Origin of the sequence: Pseudomonas sp. 58 R 12 (genome assembly GCF_900005865.1) — a bacterium.
Lineage (GTDB): Bacteria > Pseudomonadota > Gammaproteobacteria > Pseudomonadales > Pseudomonadaceae > Aquipseudomonas > Aquipseudomonas tritici.
On record NZ_CVTP01000024.1, the window covers coordinates 132,482 to 149,307 of the forward strand.

Below are 16,826 nucleotides of genomic sequence, written 5' to 3' on the forward strand. Positions count from 1 at the left end.
GATCAAACAACTTGGATTCACTGATCTCAATTGCAGCACCGATAATGGCGTTTCGCCTTGAGCGCAATCTATCGTGATTAGCGCAGAGGACACCGTCGCTACCAAAATTGTTCCAAAAAGACCTCGATGGCTTAACCGTTTCAGTCGCCGCAGCGAACCTTCCCCGCAAGCCGACGTCCGAGTTAGGCACTGTTGCTTACTGCTCGCCGCGAGGGCCTCGTTTGAAAGCCGCTATCATTAAAAAGTACCGCCTGATCATCAAGACCATGGGCTACGTGGGCTGGGCCCTGTTCTGGCTGTTGCTGTGGGATGTCGCCGTCACCGTGGACTTCATGCTGTTTCTCACCGCCAAGATCAATTTGCCGCTGATGCCCCTCACTCTGTTGGGTTCGGCCCTGGTGGTGCTGATCAGCTTTCGTAACAGCAGCGCCTACAACCGTTGGTGGGAAGCCCGCACGCTGTGGGGCGCGATGGTCAACAACTCACGCAGCTTTGCGCGTCAGGTGCTGACCCTGCTCGACGACCCTGACCATGAAGTGAACCCGGTCAAATCCACCCTGCTGCGCCGCCACGTGGCCTACGTGAACTGCCTGGCCGCTCACCTCAAGGGCGAGCCGTGCCCCGAAGAAGTGCGCGCGTTTATTCCCGCCGAGGAATTCGCCCGCAATGGCGCCACCAATAACTTCGCCAACGACATCCTCACCGGCTCGGCCGCGCTGCTGGCCAAGGAATACAAGGCCGGTCACCTGGACAGCATCCGCCTGGCGCGGCTGGAGTCGACGCTGGTGGACTTGTCCAACGCCCAGGGCGGCATGGAGCGTATCGCCAACACGCCACTGCCCTACCCCTACGTGTATTTCCCGCGCCTGTTTATCTCTTTGTTCTGCCTGATCGTGCCGGTGGGCCTGGTGGAATCCCTTGGCTGGTTCACTCCGCTGGCCTCGACGGTAGTCGGTTTTATGCTACTGGCCATCGAACGGATCGGCACCGACCTGCAAAGCCCGTTCAGCTCCAGCGAGCATCAGATCCAGATGGAAAGCATCTGCGAAACCATCGAGAAAAACCTGCAGTCGATGCAGCGTGATGCGCAGGGTGGCGAGCGCATCGGTTAAACACTCCCTTCGGCCTCAAGTGCGTGCCCCCGCAGTCGATATACAGGGGGTACGCATGGTCCACACCTTCCGTCATAACAACACATGCGACGCTCGACGCTACTGTTTTCTCCTTGCCAAAATTATAAATACCCGCGGGTGAAGTCATGAATATCAAGCAAAAGCTGACCTGGGCGTTTGCCGCCATCGCGTGCGTGCCGGTCATTTTGGTCGCTGTGTTGGTGGTACTGAATCTGCGCGAGGGGGCCCTGGCCAATTTCCTCGACAGCAGCGGCCGCGAGATCCGCCAGATCGACAATGGCATGAAGCAGTTCTTCGACGGCATCAGCCAGAACGTCGATTTTGTGGCCAAGGACCCGCGCGTTGTCGCGGCCAAGGACCTCAAGAGCTACGCCGGTGCCGACGCCGCACAAATCCCGCTGACCCCGACCAACAAAGAGCTGCTGGAGATTTTCGACCAGTTTGCCAAAAGCCATCCGAGCACGGCCTACCTGTCCCTGGGTTTGAAAGACGGCGGCTACGCCAGTTGGCCCGACGACACCAAACTGAATAACTACGACCCGCGCGTACGTCCCTGGTACCAGGCGGCCATCGCCGCGCCGGGTAAAACCGTGCGCACCGGTGCCTACTACTGGGCGCCCGACGATGTGACGCTGATCGGTACCGTACACACCGTCGCCGATGCCAGCGGCAATATCCTCGGCGTGGTGGGCCTGGACGTATCGCTCAAGCAACTCACCGAACTGGTGCGCAACATCAAGCTCGGTGACAGTGGTTACTTGATGCTGGTGGAAGGCAACGGCAACGTGCTGGTCGATCCCAGCGATGCCAAGCACAACTTCAAACCCCTGGCCGACCTGGGCCCCAACTACGCCGAACTGGCCAAGCGCGGCGACGGCGTGACCCAGATCGACATTGATGGCGTGGCCTATATGGCCAACATGGTCAGCTCCAAAGACCTGGGCTGGCGCTTTATCGGCCTGATCAAGCGTGATGAAGTGATGGCTGGCGCTACCCGCCTGACGTGGTTAATCGCGGCCATCGCAGCGGTATTGGCGTTGGTCTTCGCGGTTGTCGGCGCCAGTTTCGCCAGCATGATCGTGCGCCCGATTCGCGGCGTGGCTGATGGCCTGCAAGAAATCGCCGAAGGTGAAGGCGACCTGACCCGCCAGCTCAAGGTACAAGGCAAGGACGAAACCGCCAGTTTGGCCGGTTGGTTCAACCAGTTCCTCGGCATGATCGCCCAGTTGGTGCAGCGCATTGGCAATGCGTCTTCCGACCTGCAGACCGCCGCCGCCGACACTAGCGAAGTCGCCAACAACATGAACCAGGCTGCCGGCCGTCAGCGTGAAGCCGTGGAACTGGTGAGCACCGCGTTCAACGAAATGGTGGCCACTGCCAACGAAGTCGCCCGCTCCTGCAGCGCTGCCGCCACCAGTGCCGACGAAGGCTACCGCGACGTGCACGATGGCCAGCAGCACATCGGCGAAGCCACCGGCAGCGTGCTCAAGTTGAGTGAAGACCTGCAAAAGTCCACCCAGACCATGCAATTGCTGGAGCAGGACAGCAAAAACATCAACACCATCCTCGACACCATCCGCTCGATTGCCGAACAGACCAACCTGCTGGCGCTCAACGCGGCAATCGAGGCCGCACGGGCCGGTGACCAGGGCCGAGGTTTTGCGGTAGTCGCCGACGAAGTCCGCGCCCTGGCGCGCCGCACCGCCGACTCCACCGGCGAAATCGACAGCCTGCTCGGCAACCTCGCCCGCCGCACCCAGGAAGTGACGCAGCAGATGCAAGGCAGCCTGCTGGTGTCCCACACCAGCGTGGAACGCATCCAGCAGGCCCGCGACAGCTTTGACAAGATCCGGGGCTCGGTGGACTCGATCCGCGACCAGAATACCCAGATCGCCACGGCCGCCGAAGAACAGCACCAGGTTGCCGAAGAGATCAACCGGCATATCGCGCAGATCCATGCCGATGCGCAATTGGTCGAAGAGTTTGCCCACTCGGCGCAGACCGGATCAGGGCGACTGACGGATATTTCGGGTCAGCTCAAGGGGTTGGTGGGCCGGTTCAAGTTCTAACAGGCCGGCGAGTGCGCAGAGCAACAATTTATGGCGAGCGGGCGTGCTGTGGTGAGCGGGCTTGCCCCGCGCTGGGCTGCGAAGCAGCCCCCTATAAATCCACCGAGTTAATCAAGATAGATCTCGGTGCCCGGATTGGGGCTGCTTCGCAGCCCAGCGCGGGGCAAGCCCGCTCACTACACGTTGCGTGCACCTTATAAGTATCACATCAGATCCTGGGCGACATTTAGCCACACGCCATCATCGCACCACCTGTAATAGTCTATTGCAGGACTCTAATGTACTAACTAGTTACTTATGTTGCTAAAATCGCGTCTTTGCCCTCTCACATTCGAGTCCTTTCGACATGAAACGAGCATCGCGCGCCGCTGGCGCCTCTAGATTTTTACTGCTGGGCCTGGGCGTAATCATCGCCCTGCTCGGCCTCGCGCTAGCCATCGGCGGCGTCAAACTGGTCAGCCTGGGAGGTTCCTGGTACTTCCTGATCGGCGGCCTGGCCATGGCGATTGCCGGCTTGCTGATTGCCCGGCGCAAACCGGCGGGCGCGTGGCTGTTTGCGGCTTTCCTGGTCGGCACAGCCATCTGGGCGGTGGCGGATGTGGGCCTGGTGTTCTGGCCGCTGTTCTCGCGTGTATTCATGTTTGCGGCCATCGGCATGGTGGTAGCGCTGGTCTACCCGCTGCTCGTCAATAAGCCTGCACGCGGTGCCTATGGCGTTGCCGCGGTATTGGCGGTCGGCGTGGCCGTGGCGGCGGGCAATATGTTTGTCGCCCACCCCAGCGTGGCTCCGACCGGTACCGGCCCTGGCATCACGCCGGTAGCCCCCGCCGATGCTCAGAAAGACTGGGCGCACTACGGCAACACCGAAGGCGGCAGCCGCTTCGCCGCGTTGGACCAGATCAACCGTGACACCGTCAACCAGCTCAAAGTGGCGTGGACCTACCACACCGGCGACGTGGCAATCAGCGACGGCAACGGCGCCGAAGACCAACTGACGCCCTTGCAGATCGGCAACAAAGTGTTCATCTGCACGCCGCACAACAACCTGATCGCCCTCGACGCCGACACCGGCAAAGAGCTGTGGAAGAACGAGGTCAACGCCAAATCCGCGGTGTGGCAACGTTGCCGTGGCATGGCGTATTTCGACGCCACCGCGCCGATTGCCCAGCCAAGCCAGCCCAACAGCTCGCCGATCATCGCCGCCAGCGTTCCGGCCGGTGCGCAATGCCAGCGTCGCTTGCTGACCAACACTATCGATGCGCGCCTGATCGCGGTGGATGCCGACACCGGCAAATTCTGCGAAGACTTCGGCAGCCACGGCCAAGTCGACTTGAAAGCCGGCCTGGGTAACGTGCCGGACAGCTACTACCAACTGTCCTCCGCTCCGTTGATCGCCGGTACCACTGTAGTGGTGGGTGGCCGCGTGGCCGACAACGTACAGACCGACATGCCGGGCGGCGTGATCCGTGGTTTCGACGTGATCACCGGCCAGATGCGCTGGGCTTTCGACCCGGGCAACCCGCAAGACAAGCAGGCCCCGGCCGACGGCAGCACCTATGTGCGCAGCACCCCGAACAGCTGGGCACCCATGTCCTATGACCCGCTGATGAACACGGTTTTCCTGCCGATGGGCAGTTCGTCCACCGACATCTATGGTGTGGAGCGCACCGAGCTTAACCATAAATACGGTGCTTCAGTATTGGCGCTGGACGCCTCCACCGGCGCGGAAAAATGGGTCTACCAGACCGTCCACAATGACCTGTGGGACTTCGACCTGCCGATGCAGCCAAGCCTGATCGACTTCACCCCGCCCGGCAGCGACAAGGCTGTGCCAGCGGTGGTGATCGGCACCAAGGCCGGGCAGATCTACGTGCTCGACCGCGCCACCGGCAAGCCACTGACCGAGGTTAAAGAAGTACCGGTCAAGGCCGCGAACATCCCTAACGAGCCCTACTCGCCCACCCAGCCAAAATCCGTCGGCATGCCGCAGATCGGCGCGCAAACCCTGACCGAATCGGACATGTGGGGTGCCACGCCGTTTGACCAATTGCTGTGCCGCATTGACTTCAAAGGCATGCGCTACGACGGCCTGTACACCGCGCCGGGCACGGACAAATCGCTGAGTTTCCCGGGATCGCTGGGCGGCATGAACTGGGGCAGTCTTTCCACCGACCCGGTACACGGCTTTATCTTCGTCAACGACATGCGCCTGGGCCTGTGGATCCAGATGATACCGTCGCAGAACAAGGCCCTGGCCGCGTCCGGTGGCGAAGCGCTGAACACCGGGATGGGCGCCGTGCCGCTCAAGGGCACGCCGTATGCCGTGAACAAAAACCGCTTCCTGTCGGTGGCCGGCATTCCGTGCCAGGCGCCGCCCTTCGGCACCCTGACCGCGATCGACATGAAGACCCAGAAAGTCGCCTGGCAAGTGCCGGTCGGCACCGTGGAGGACACCGGCCCGCTGGGTATCCGCATGCACCTGCCGATCAAGATCGGCTTGCCGACCCTTGGCGGCACCCTGTCGACCCAGGGCGGCCTGATCTTCATCGCCGGCACCCAGGACTTCTACCTGCGCGCCTTTAACAGCGGCAATGGCGAGGAAGTCTGGAAAGCCCGCCTGCCGGTAGGCAGCCAGGGTGGGCCGATGACCTACGTCTCGCCGAAAACCGGCAAGCAGTACGTGGTCGTCACCGCTGGCGGCGCACGCCAGTCCACTGACCGTGGCGACTACGTGATCGCTTACGCCCTGCCATAACCTCCTTCAAGCGCGGTGCGCTTTGCACCGCGCCTTCTGCTTTGGAAGAACCCGCATGACCCCCGTTTCTCATCTTTCCCTTGGGCGCCTGTTGCTCGGCCTGGCCTTTGGCGCCGCCCTGCCCGTTCAAGCCAGTGATACCACCCTGACCGGCGACTGGGGCGGCCTGCGCCGTGAACTCGACGAACAAGGCATCCGCTTCACCGGCGACTACAGCGGCGAAACCGCCTACAACGCCCACGGCGGCCAACACCGCTCGGCGCGTTATTCGCAAAACCTCAAGCTCGGCGTGCAGTTCGACCTGGGCAAGCTCTACGGTTTCAACCATGGCGACCGCATTCAGGTCACGATCAATGACCGGCGCGGCAACAGTGCTTCCGAGGATTTGGTCGGCAACCGCCTGCCGATCCAGGAAAACTACGGTGGCCTCTACACCCGCCTGACCGAGCTGAGTTACGAACGCACCCTCTTCACCCCGGCACTGAACGTCAAGCTCGGCTACATGGCCATGGGCAATGACCTCGGCGGCCTGGACAGCGGCATCCTGTGCAACTTCATGAACGCCGGTTTCTGCGGGCACCCGCTGAACATGTCCGGCGGCAGCGGCTGGACCAACTACCCGAACGCGCGCCTGGGTGCGCGGGTGAAATATGACTTCTCGCCGTCCTGGCAACTGCGCGTCGCCGCGTTCAATGTGGACCCCGACAGCAATGGCGATTCCAGCCGCGCCTGGCACTTGAGCCCCAAGCACACCACCGGCACCGTGGTGCCGATAGAGCTGGTGTACAAACACGCGGGCACGCTGCCGGGCGAATACAAACTGGGCTATTACTACGACAGCTCCGACGTGAAACGCATCGGCAGCAACAAGGAGGTCAGCGGACGCGGCGGTCACTACCTGCTGATCGACCAGGCGGTGTGGGCGTCGGACTCGTCCGCCGGCCGCGTGCTACACGCCTTCGGCCAATACTCCGCTGCCAGCGCAGCGGCGTCGCCGTTCAGCAAGTGGTACGGCGCAGGCGTGGTGCTGTACAAACCGTTCGAAGGCCGGCCGCGTGACACCCTGGCCCTGGGTTATGGTCGCGCCGTACCGAACCCGCGCAGCCGTGACGTGCAGGAACTGGCCGCCGTCAACGCCGGCACGGATTATCCCAACCTGAACAATGCCGAACAGTTGATCGAACTGAGCTATGGCTACCAGGCTACGCCATGGCTGACTCTGCGCCCGGATGTGCAATACATCATCGAGCCGGGAGCGTTTTCCGGTGACAACATCGACAACGCTTTGGTGCTGGGCCTGCAGGTCAAAGCAGTCTTCTGACCCGGCTCAGTCGTCTGACGGCAACGCCCTGTTCGCCCGTTCGAGCGCAGTGATGCGCTCGACTTTCGCCCCGGAGCGCTCCGCTTCGAATTCTGACTCGAGAAACACCTTCACGATGCTCTTGGCCAGCTCGGGCCCGATCACCCGTGCACCGATCGACAGGATCTGCGCATCGTTGCTTTTGCGCGCCCGCTCGGCGGAATACGTGTCATGGGCTTGGGCCGCTCGTACCCCCTTGATCTTGTTGGCTGAAATCGCCATGCCGATGCCCGTGCCGCAAATCAACACACCCAGGCGCTGCTCACCGGCACCGACCGCCATCGCTACCGCCGCCGCGATATCCGGATAGAGCACCGGGCTGGACGAATGGCAGCCAAAGTCCTCAACCCCGTACCCCAGGCTTTCGATAAAGCGCTTGAGCAATTCCTTGAGCTCGAAGCCCGCCTCGTCGCATCCGACGGCCACCGAAAACGTCGTTTGTGCACCCATTACTGTTTCTCCACCAGACCGATCAAATGATCACTCACTGAAATTATGCACAATCATTAGCGGGCGACTGACAGGCTGCTGTCAAGGCTTATTTTGGTGAGCAAAGCGTTTAAAACTGCCATGCCACCGGAAGACGTTACGCCAGACCATTGACAAAACCGACCCAAGCGGTTTAAACATATGATCACTATCCGATCATATGATCAGGCTACTGGATAAAACACCTAATAAGAAAATCAGCAAGAGGACACACCAATGGCCCCGCCATTACTGCTCCACGCTGAACACGTTTCCAAAGCCTACGCGGGGGTTCCGGCCCTGCGCGACGGGCGCCTCTCCCTGCGTGCCGGCAGCGTGCACGCGCTGTGCGGCGGCAATGGTGCCGGCAAATCGACTTTTCTCAGTATCTTGATGGGCATCACCGGGCGCGACGCCGGCAGCATCCTGCTCAACGGCCAGCCGGTGCAGTTCGATCGCCCCAGCGCGGCACTCGCCGCCGGCGTGGCGATGATCACCCAGGAGCTGGAACCGATTCCCTACATGACCGTCGCCGAGAACATCTGGCTGGGTCGCGAGCCGCGGCGCGCCGGCTGCATTGTCGACAGCAAGGCGCTCAACCGGCGCACCCGCGAACTCCTGCAAAGCCTCGAATTCGACGTGGATGCCACCAGCCCGATGCACCGCTTGAGCGTGGCGCAGATCCAACTGGTGGAAATTGCCAAAGCCTTCAGCCATGACTGCCAGGTGATGATCATGGACGAGCCCACTTCGGCCATCGGCGAACACGAGGCGCAAACCCTGTTCAAGGCCATCCGCCGCCTCACCGAGCGCGGTGCCGGCATCATTTATGTGTCTCACCGCCTCAGCGAACTGGCGCAGATCGCCGACGACTACAGCATCTTTCGCGACGGCGCCTTTGTCGAAAGCGGGCGCATGGCCGATATCGACCGCGCTCATCTGGTACGCGGTATCGTCGGCCAGGAGCTGCAACGCATCGACCACAAAGCCGGCCGCGAATGCGCCGCCGCCACCTGCCTGGACGTCAACGGCCTGAGCCGCAACGGCGAATTCCAGGACATCAGCCTGCAACTGCGCCAAGGCGAAATCCTCGGTATCTACGGGCTGATGGGCTCGGGCCGCAGTGAGTTCCTCAACTGCCTGTATGGCCTCACCGTGCCCGACGCCGGCAGTGCCACCCTGCAAGGCCAACCCCTGCCCACCGGCACCCCGGCCGCGACGATTCGCGCCGGCATGTCACTGGTCACCGAAGACCGCAAAGACAGTGGCCTGGTGCTCAGCGCCAGCATCCTCGCGAATATCGCGCTGTCGGCCTACAAGCAGCTGTCGAGCTGGTCGGTGATCAACGCACGCAAGGAGCAAGCCCTGGCGCAAAGCATGGTCAAGCGCCTGCAGATCAAGGTCTCGTCCCTGGACCTGCCGGTGGAATCCATGAGCGGCGGCAACCAGCAAAAGGTGGTGCTCGCCAAATGCCTGTCGACCCAGCCGATCTGCCTGCTTTGCGATGAACCCACGCGCGGCATCGACGAGGGCGCCAAGCAGGAGATCTATCACCTGCTCGATGAATTTGTGCGTGCCGGCGGCGCGGCCATCGTGGTCTCGTCCGAAGCGCCGGAGCTGCTGCATCTGAGTGATCGCATCGCGGTATTCAAGGGCGGCCGCCTGGTGACCGTCAGCACCGACACCGCCCTCTCCCAGGAAGCCTTGTTGAGTCTTGCCTCATGAATAGCAAAGTCCTTGCTGCACCCGTGACCGCCGCGCCACGCAATCGCCTGCGCCTATCCCTGGACCGCTTCGGCCTGCCGCTGGTGTTTATCCTGTTGTGCGTGGTGATGGCGTTTTCCAGCGAATACTTCATGACCTGGCGCAACTGGATGGACATCCTGCGCCAGACCTCAATCAACGGCATCCTCGCCGTGGGCATGACCTACGTGATCCTGACCAAGGGCATCGACCTGTCGGTGGGTTCGATCCTGGCGTTTGCCGGCTTGTGCAGCGCGCTGGTCGCCACCCAGGGCTATGGCCTGCTGGCAGCGGTGAGTGCGGGGATGTTTGCCGGGGCCATGCTGGGTGTGGTCAATGGCTTTATGGTCGCCAACCTGAGCATCCCGCCGTTTGTCGCCACGCTTGGCATGCTCAGCGTGGCGCGGGGCATGACCTTTATTCTGAACGACGGCAGTCCCGTCACCGACCTGCCCGACAGCTTCCTCGCCCTGGGTATCGGCAAGCTCGGCCCCATTGGCGTACCGATCATTATCTTTGCCGTGGTCGCGCTGATTTTCTGGATGGTGCTGCGCTACACCACCTATGGCCGCTACGTGTACGCCGTGGGCGGCAATGAAAAAAGCGCACGCACCTCCGGCATCGGCGTGCGCAAGGTGACGTTCTCGGTGTATGTGATTTCCGGCCTGCTGGCGGGCCTGGCGGGTGTGGTGCTGGCTGCGCGCACCACCTCGGCGTTGCCCCAGGCAGGCGTGTCGTATGAGCTGGACGCGATTGCCGCCGTGGTGATCGGCGGTACCAGCCTGTCCGGCGGCACCGGCAGTATCGTCGGCACGCTGTTCGGCGCGCTGTTGATCGGCGTGATCAACAACGGCTTGAACCTGCTCGGGGTGTCGTCGTATTACCAACAAGTGGCCAAGGGGTTGATCATCGTGCTCGCCGTGTTGATCGATGTCTGGCGCAAGAAAAAACGCTAAGGGGAGTGTGTGCAATGTCCAATTTCTGGAACCAGGCGTTCGACCTCACCGGCCGTTGCGCCGTGATCACCGGGGGCGCGGCCGGTATCGGCCTGGCCTGTGCCAACTTATTGGTGGAACGAGGTGCCAGGGTGGCCCTGCTGGATCGCGACCCGGCGGTGGTGGATGTCGCCGCCAGCCTCGGCGCCGGCCACCTGGGCCTGGTGGTCGACCTGCGCCAGCTCGACTCGGTACAGGCCACCGTCGACCAGGCTGCCGCCGCGCTCGGGCGTATCGATTACCTGGTCAACAGCGCCGGCGTTGCGCTGCTGGACAAGGCGCTGGAGGTCAGCGAAAACGCCTGGGACACCACCCTCGATATCAACCTCAAGGCCAGCTTCTTCGTGGCCCAGGCCTGTGCCCGGCATATGATCGAAAGCGGCGGCGGGCGCATCGTCAACCTCGCTTCACAGGCCGCCGTGATCGGGCTGGATCGCCATGTGGCCTACTGCGCCAGCAAGGCCGCCGTGGTCGGCATGACCAAGGTGTTAGCCATGGAATGGGCGCCCCACGGCATCAACGTCAACGCCGTGTCGCCAACCATCGTCGAAACAGCCTTGGGCAAGAAGGCCTGGGCCGGTGAACTGGGCGAGCGCGCCAAATTGCAGATCCCGGTGGGGCGCTTCGCTCAGCCGGAAGAAATCGCCGGCCTGGTGCTCTACCTGGTCAGCGACGCAGCCAAGATGATCACCGGCGAGAACGTGGTGATCGACGGCGGCTACAGCATTCAGTAATCCGCTTGCTCACGAATAAGAATAAGGAAACAGCGCATGAATCGAGTGATAAACGACCCAGACCTGGTGGTCGAGGACATGCTCGCGGGCATTCTCGTGGCGCACCCGGAGCTGGTGCAGTACGAGAGCAATCCACGGGTCATCCGCAAACGTAAAACGTCACCGGCCGGCCAGGTGGGCATTGTTACCGGCGGCGGCTCGGGCCATGAGCCGGCGTTTCTCGGCTATGTCGGCCCTGGCCTGGTGGATGCGGTGGCGGTCGGCGAGATTTTCTCCTCACCCACCGCCAAAAGCTTCTTCGATGCCTTCCGCGCCGCGGACCAGGGCGCGGGCGTGGCCTGCCTGTACGGCAACTATGCCGGCGACAATATGAACGTGAAGCTGGCGATGAAAATGGCCGCCAGCAAAGAGATGAACATCCGCACCGTGGTCGCCAACGATGACGTGGCCTCTGCCCCTGCGGCGGATATCGCCAAGCGGCGCGGCGTGGCCGGTGAGATTTTCATGTGGAAGATCGGCGGAGCCGCCGCTGCCCAGGGCTACGACCTCGACGGCGTGATCCGCGTGGCCCAGAAAGCCGTGGACCGGTGCCGCTCCATCGGCGTGGGCCTTACGCCCTGCACCATTGCGGCAGTCGGCAAACCCAACTTCCAGATCGAAAGCGGCAAAATGGAACTGGGCATAGGCCACCACGGCGAACCCGGCATCGAAGTGGTGCCGGTGGAATCCGCGGCCGCCATGGCTAAACGCATGCTCGCGCCGATCCTGGCCGACCGCGACTTCAGCGCAGACGACAGCGTCGTGGTGCTGGTCTCGGGCCTGGGCGCCACGCCAGTGATGGAGTTGTACATTTTCTACGCCGAGGTCGCGCAGCAACTGCGTGCCAAAGGCCTGCGCATTCACCGCTGCTACGTGGGCAATTACTTCACGTCGCTGGAAATGATGGGCGTGACCCTGACCCTGCTCGGCCTCGATGCCGAGCTGACCACCCTGATCGACCAACCCTGCCGCTCCATCGGCATGACACAGTCGGAGTGAAGCATGAGCGAGCATTTCCCGAGCAACACCGGTAGCGCCATCGTCTCCAACCTGGTGTCGATCATCGTTGCCAACCGCGAATACCTCAGCGAAGTGGACGGCGCCATCGGCGACGGCGACCACGGCATCAACATGGCCAAGGGGTTCTCGCGCTGCGGCAAGACCCTGGAAGGGCGCGAGCTGTCGCTGGCCGAGGCGCTGGACGAACTGACTTTGGCGCTGATGGAGGGCATCGGCGGCTCCATGGGCCCGCTCTACGGCAGCCTGTTTATCGGCATGGCCGACGAAGTGCGCGGCCGCGACAGCATTGACGCGGCGAGTTTCGCCAGGCTGCTGCGCGGCGGCCTCACGTCACTGCAAGACATCAGCGATGCGGGGGTGGGCGACAAGTGTTTGATGGACACGTTGATTCCGGCCGTGGAGGCCTTTGAACGGGCCGAAGCCAGCGGCGCTTCGTTTGCCGAAGCCTTGCGCCAGATGAAAAATGCGGCCTCCCAGGGCCGCGATTCTACCCGCGACCTGGTGGCAAAAATCGGCCGCGCCAGCCGTCTGGGCGAACGTTCGCTGGGAGTATTGGACGCAGGCGCGGTGTCTTGCTGCCTGATCCTCACCAACCTCGCCGATTCGGTGGAGGCGCGACTGGTGGTGTAATTGTGGGAGCGGGCTTGCTCGCGAAGGCGGTGTGTCAGTTGGCATAAATGCTGGCTGCCCCATCGCTATCGCAGGCAAGCCAGATCCCACATTGGGTTCTGCGCCTGGCCGGTCAACTGAGCACACCCCCCATCCTTGTGGGAGCGAAGATCCGACGCACCCGCCAAGGCTGCGCTCCTATGCACCTAACGGCGCGTCGCATCATCCAGGGCGAGGATCGTGTAGGCATTCGACACGGTCGTCGCCAGGGTGTTGATCACCCCGGAACGCAACGCGCCGAGGGTCGCCGCCGCCTTGGTGTTCTCGCTGGCAATCGCCACTACATCCGGAATACGCACCAGTTCCTGCACCGACAAGCCAATCACCCTGCCCTGCATGGCGTTGACCGCCGGCTGGCCGTGGATGTCGATGAAGTCGTAGCCCATCATGTCGCCGACCGTACCGGATACGCGGGCCTGGGCAATTTCCTGGGGCGAGAACCAGCCCATGCGCACCATGTTGCTGTTCTCGCTCATGTCACCGATGCCAATCAAGGCGATATCGGCGCGGCGCGCGCGGTCGAGGGTCGAGCGTACGGTGTCGTTGTTGATCAGCGCACTGCGCAGTTCCGGGTTGGCCACCAGGGCCGGTGCGTACAGGGTTTCGCTCTCGGCGCCGAAGCGCAGGGCCAGGCGCCGGCAGATATGGTCGGGGTTCATGTATTCGCCGGCCTTGAGCGAGCCGCCAATCGCACACACAAAGGTGCAGTTGCGCGTCACCGGCAGGAACACATTGTCGGCCACCGCGCCGACATTGCGGCCCATGCCGACGGCGATGATCATGCCGTCACTGAGGGTTTTATTCAGGTAGTTGGCGACCAGGCTGGCGACGGCCGAACGCTGGGTGTCGGGGTCGCCGTGGTCGACCGCGATCAACGCGCGGTCCAGCTGGAAGCGCTCGACCAGCGCCTGCTCCAGCTCAGTGTTCAGCGCCGGGTGTTGCAACACCCGCACCTCCACCACCCCTTCATCACGGGCGCGCTTGAGCAACCGGCTGACCTTGACCCGAGACAGGTCGAAGCGCTTGGCAATGGCTTCCTGAGTGATGTTGTCGAGGTAATAAAGCATGGCCACTTCGGTCATCAGGTCGATGTCGCTGGCGGCACGCTGGGCACTGTCGGTCATGGGAGCTTCCATTTACGCCACAAAAAACCATTCTCCCTAGTCTGTACGGTGCAAGTCCAGCAGCGAATAGGCCTGGCCGGCAAAGTTTCTAATGACTCTGCTGGTATTCGCGTGGCGTACAGCCGAACTCGCGACGGAACACGGTGTGCAGGTACTGCGCGGATTTGAAGCCGCATTGCTGGGCGATATCGGCAATCGCCAGGTGGTTGCCCTGCAGGCCCTTGGCGGCGTTGGCGAGCTTGAAGCGCAGGATCTCGTCATGCACGCTGCAGCCGCGCGCCTTGCGAAAGTGCGACTCCAACGATGAACGCGACACGCCGACATAGGCCGCTACCTGGGCAGTCTTGATGCCCTGGCAGGCGTATTGGCGGATAAACAGCAGCGCCTGCATCACGTAGGGATTCCCCAACGGCTGATGCAGGCTGGATGCCTGCACGTTGATCGCATCCGGCGGCACCAGCACCTGCGTGCCCTCGCAGGGCTTGCCGTGCAGCATCTGATGCAACAGGGCAGCGGCGGTGCGGCCCATGGTTTCGGTGCCCTGGATCACCGAACTCAATGGTACGCGTGTGAGGGTGCGGGTCAGCGGGTCGTTGTCGATGCCGATCAGTGCCACTTCTTCCGGCACCGCGATGCCGGCGGTGAGACAGGCTTGCAGCAGTTGCCGGGCGCGGGCGTCGGTGACAGCGATGATACCGATGGGCTTGGGCAGGCTTTGCAGCCAGGCGATTTGCTGCTCAACCGCGCTGTCCCACAGTGGCGCGCTGGTGCCCAGGCCGCGATAGATCTGCACCGGCAAACCATCCCGTTGCATCAAACGCTTGAAAGCTTTTTCCCGTTCCTGGGCCCAGCGATTGGCCTGGGCTTCGGGCAGGCTGAAACAGGCAAAGCGGGTCAGGCCAGCCTCGATCAGGTGCGCGTACGCCATCTTCATCAAGGCATCGTTGTCCGTGGCCACGTAGGGAATGCCCTTGGGGTAGGCGCGCGCATCCTCATAGGAGCCTCCCACCGCCACCACCGGCACCTTGCTCCCGGCCAGCGCTTCGCCGATCAGCGGGTCGTCGAAGTCGGCAATGATGCCGTCGCCCTGCCAGCGCTCAATGCCTTTGAGGCGGCACAGAAAGTCTTCTTCGAGGAACAAATCCCAGGACGCGCGGGTGCTGCTCAGGTAGTTGCCAATGCCGGCGATGATGCCGCGGTCATAGATTTTGCTGCCGTTGAAGAGCAAGGCGATGCGGTGCACGGGCGGTAGGGTTTTCATTGTTTTTATCCTGGGGCCGGTGGACACAGACTAGCCCCTGCCACTCAAAATCGCACCCTCCCTTGGTGATTTTCATAATCGGCAGCCCCACCGCCGTTGCTAGTATCGGGACACCGCCAAGAACAATAAGGAAAACGCCATGCCGTACTTCCCCGGTGTCGAGAAGGTTCGCTTCGAAGGCCCCAGCAGCGATGCCCCCCTCGCCTTTCGCCATTACGACGCCAACAAAATCATCCTCGGTAAACCCATGCGCGAGCACCTGCGCATGGCTGCGTGCTATTGGCACACCTTCGTGTGGCCAGGGGCGGACATGTTTGGCGTCGGCACCTTCAAACGGCCATGGCAGCGCAACGGCGACCCAATGGAACTGGCCATCGGCAAGGCGGACGCAGCGTTTGAGTTTTTCTCCAAGCTGGGCATCGACTACTACAGCTTTCACGACACGGACGTCGCCCCCGAAGGCAGTTCGCTCAAGGAATACCGCCACCACTTTGCGCAGATGGTCGATCACTTGGAGCGTCACCAGGAACAGACAGGGATCAAGCTGCTGTGGGGCACCGCCAATTGCTTCAGCAACCCACGCTTTGCCGCCGGCGCTGCCAGTAACCCGGATCCGGAGGTGTTTGCCTACGCCGCCGCCCAAGTGTTCAGCGCCATGAATGCGACCTTGCGGCTCAAGGGTTCCAACTATGTGCTGTGGGGCGGCCGTGAAGGTTACGAAACACTGCTCAATACCGACCTGAAACGTGAGCGCGAGCAGCTTGGACGCTTTATGCGCATGGTCGTGGAGCACAAGCACAAGATCGGCTTCAAAGGCGACCTGCTGATCGAGCCCAAGCCCCAGGAGCCAACCAAGCACCAATACGATTACGACAGCGCCACCGTGTTCGGCTTCCTGCATGAATACGGGCTGGAGCATGAGATCAAGGTGAATATCGAGGCCAACCACGCGACCCTGGCCGGGCACAGCTTTCACCATGAAATTGCCACCGCCGTGTCCCTGGGCATCTTCGGCAGCATCGACGCCAACCGCGGCGACCCGCAGAACGGCTGGGACACCGACCAGTTCCCCAACAGCGTCGAGGAGATGACCCTCGCCACCTATGAAATCCTCAAGGCTGGCGGGTTCAAGAACGGCGGCTATAACTTTGACTCCAAAGTGCGCCGCCAGAGCCTGGACGATGTGGACCTGTTCCATGGGCATGTAGCCGCCATAGATGTATTGGCCCTGGCCCTGGAACGCGCGGCGGCTATGGTCGAGAACGATCGATTGCAGCAGTTCAAGGACCAGCGCTACGCCGGTTGGCAGCAACCGTTGGGCCAGGCCGTGCTGGCGGGAGAATTCAGCCTGGAGTCGCTGGCTGAACATGCGTTTGCCCATGAACTGAACCCACAGGCCGTGAGTGGTCGCCAGGAGATGCTTGAAGGTGTCGTGAATCGCTTTATCTACCGGTGA

At 62.2% G+C, this 16,826-nt stretch carries 13 protein-coding genes and 1 pseudogene; 11 read left to right on the forward strand and 3 right to left on the reverse strand.

The window, feature by feature from the left end; all coding sequences use genetic code 11:
• Positions 1-221 precede the first annotated feature (221 nt).
• The 5 genes and pseudogenes from BFP95_RS21440 (at position 222) to BFP95_RS21455 (ending at position 7,278) form a co-directional block, all read left to right on the forward strand.
• Complete coding sequence (locus tag BFP95_RS21440; protein WP_065876247.1) at positions 222-1,112, forward strand: bestrophin family protein; 891 nt, start codon at positions 222-224, stop codon at positions 1,110-1,112.
• Between the two features lie 146 nt (positions 1,113-1,258).
• Positions 1,259-2,341 (forward strand): annotated as a pseudogene (locus tag BFP95_RS30415) (cache domain-containing protein); the annotation flags it as partial.
• A 93-nt stretch (positions 2,342-2,434) separates the two neighbouring features.
• A complete protein-coding gene (locus tag BFP95_RS30420) occupies positions 2,435-3,202 on the forward strand; it encodes a methyl-accepting chemotaxis protein (protein WP_371905503.1) in 768 nt (255 codons plus the stop codon).
• A 346-nt stretch (positions 3,203-3,548) separates the two neighbouring features.
• On the forward strand, positions 3,549-5,957 hold the full coding sequence (locus tag BFP95_RS21450) for a glucose/quinate/shikimate family membrane-bound PQQ-dependent dehydrogenase (protein WP_065910665.1): 2,409 nt from the start codon (positions 3,549-3,551) through the stop codon (positions 5,955-5,957).
• A gap of 55 nt (positions 5,958-6,012) precedes the next feature.
• Entirely contained in the window at positions 6,013-7,278 is a 1,266-nt protein-coding gene (locus BFP95_RS21455) for a carbohydrate porin (RefSeq protein WP_065881445.1), read from the forward strand.
• A 6-nt stretch (positions 7,279-7,284) separates the two neighbouring features.
• On the opposite strand, the gene rpiB is transcribed toward BFP95_RS21455, so the two are convergent.
• Positions 7,285-7,767: a ribose 5-phosphate isomerase B gene (gene rpiB, locus BFP95_RS21460; RefSeq protein WP_049708865.1), complete on the reverse strand. Its 483-nt coding sequence runs from the start codon at positions 7,765-7,767 to the stop codon at positions 7,285-7,287.
• A 255-nt stretch (positions 7,768-8,022) separates the two neighbouring features.
• On the opposite strand from rpiB, the gene BFP95_RS21465 reads away from it, so the two are divergent.
• Genes BFP95_RS21465 through dhaL form a run of 5 tightly spaced genes read left to right on the forward strand, consistent with a single transcriptional unit; the run spans position 8,023 to position 12,946 of the window.
• Positions 8,023-9,510 carry a sugar ABC transporter ATP-binding protein gene (locus BFP95_RS21465; RefSeq protein WP_065881446.1) on the forward strand — a complete coding sequence of 496 codons (1,488 nt, stop codon included), beginning with the start codon at positions 8,023-8,025 and terminating at the stop codon, positions 9,508-9,510.
• On the forward strand, positions 9,507-10,484 hold the full coding sequence (locus BFP95_RS21470) for an ABC transporter permease (RefSeq protein ID WP_065876252.1): 978 nt from the start codon (positions 9,507-9,509) through the stop codon (positions 10,482-10,484). The genes BFP95_RS21465 and BFP95_RS21470 overlap by 4 nt, the downstream gene beginning before the upstream one ends.
• Positions 10,485-10,498: 14 nt before the next feature.
• Positions 10,499-11,257, forward strand: a complete 759-nt coding sequence (locus BFP95_RS21475; protein WP_065876253.1) for an SDR family oxidoreductase — start codon at positions 10,499-10,501, stop codon at positions 11,255-11,257.
• Positions 11,258-11,293: 36 nt separating this feature from the next.
• Positions 11,294-12,295, forward strand: coding sequence for a dihydroxyacetone kinase subunit DhaK (locus BFP95_RS21480; RefSeq protein ID WP_065910666.1), 1,002 nt, complete (start codon positions 11,294-11,296; stop codon positions 12,293-12,295).
• A 3-nt stretch (positions 12,296-12,298) separates the two neighbouring features.
• A complete protein-coding gene (dhaL, locus tag BFP95_RS21485; RefSeq protein WP_065910667.1) occupies positions 12,299-12,946 on the forward strand; it encodes a dihydroxyacetone kinase subunit DhaL in 648 nt (215 codons plus the stop codon).
• A 185-nt stretch (positions 12,947-13,131) separates the two neighbouring features.
• Here the strand turns inward: dhaL and BFP95_RS21490 are convergent, their stop codons facing one another.
• Together BFP95_RS21490 and BFP95_RS21495 are read right to left on the reverse strand one after the other, a co-directional pair.
• Complete coding sequence (locus BFP95_RS21490; protein WP_065876256.1) at positions 13,132-14,109, reverse strand: sugar-binding transcriptional regulator; 978 nt, start codon at positions 14,107-14,109, stop codon at positions 13,132-13,134.
• Positions 14,110-14,197: 88 nt separating this feature from the next.
• Entirely contained in the window at positions 14,198-15,370 is a 1,173-nt protein-coding gene (locus BFP95_RS21495; protein ID WP_065876257.1) for a XylR family transcriptional regulator, read from the reverse strand.
• A gap of 139 nt (positions 15,371-15,509) precedes the next feature.
• Between BFP95_RS21495 and xylA the strand changes: the two genes are divergently transcribed.
• Entirely contained in the window at positions 15,510-16,826 is a 1,317-nt protein-coding gene (gene xylA / locus BFP95_RS21500; protein WP_065876258.1) for a xylose isomerase, read from the forward strand.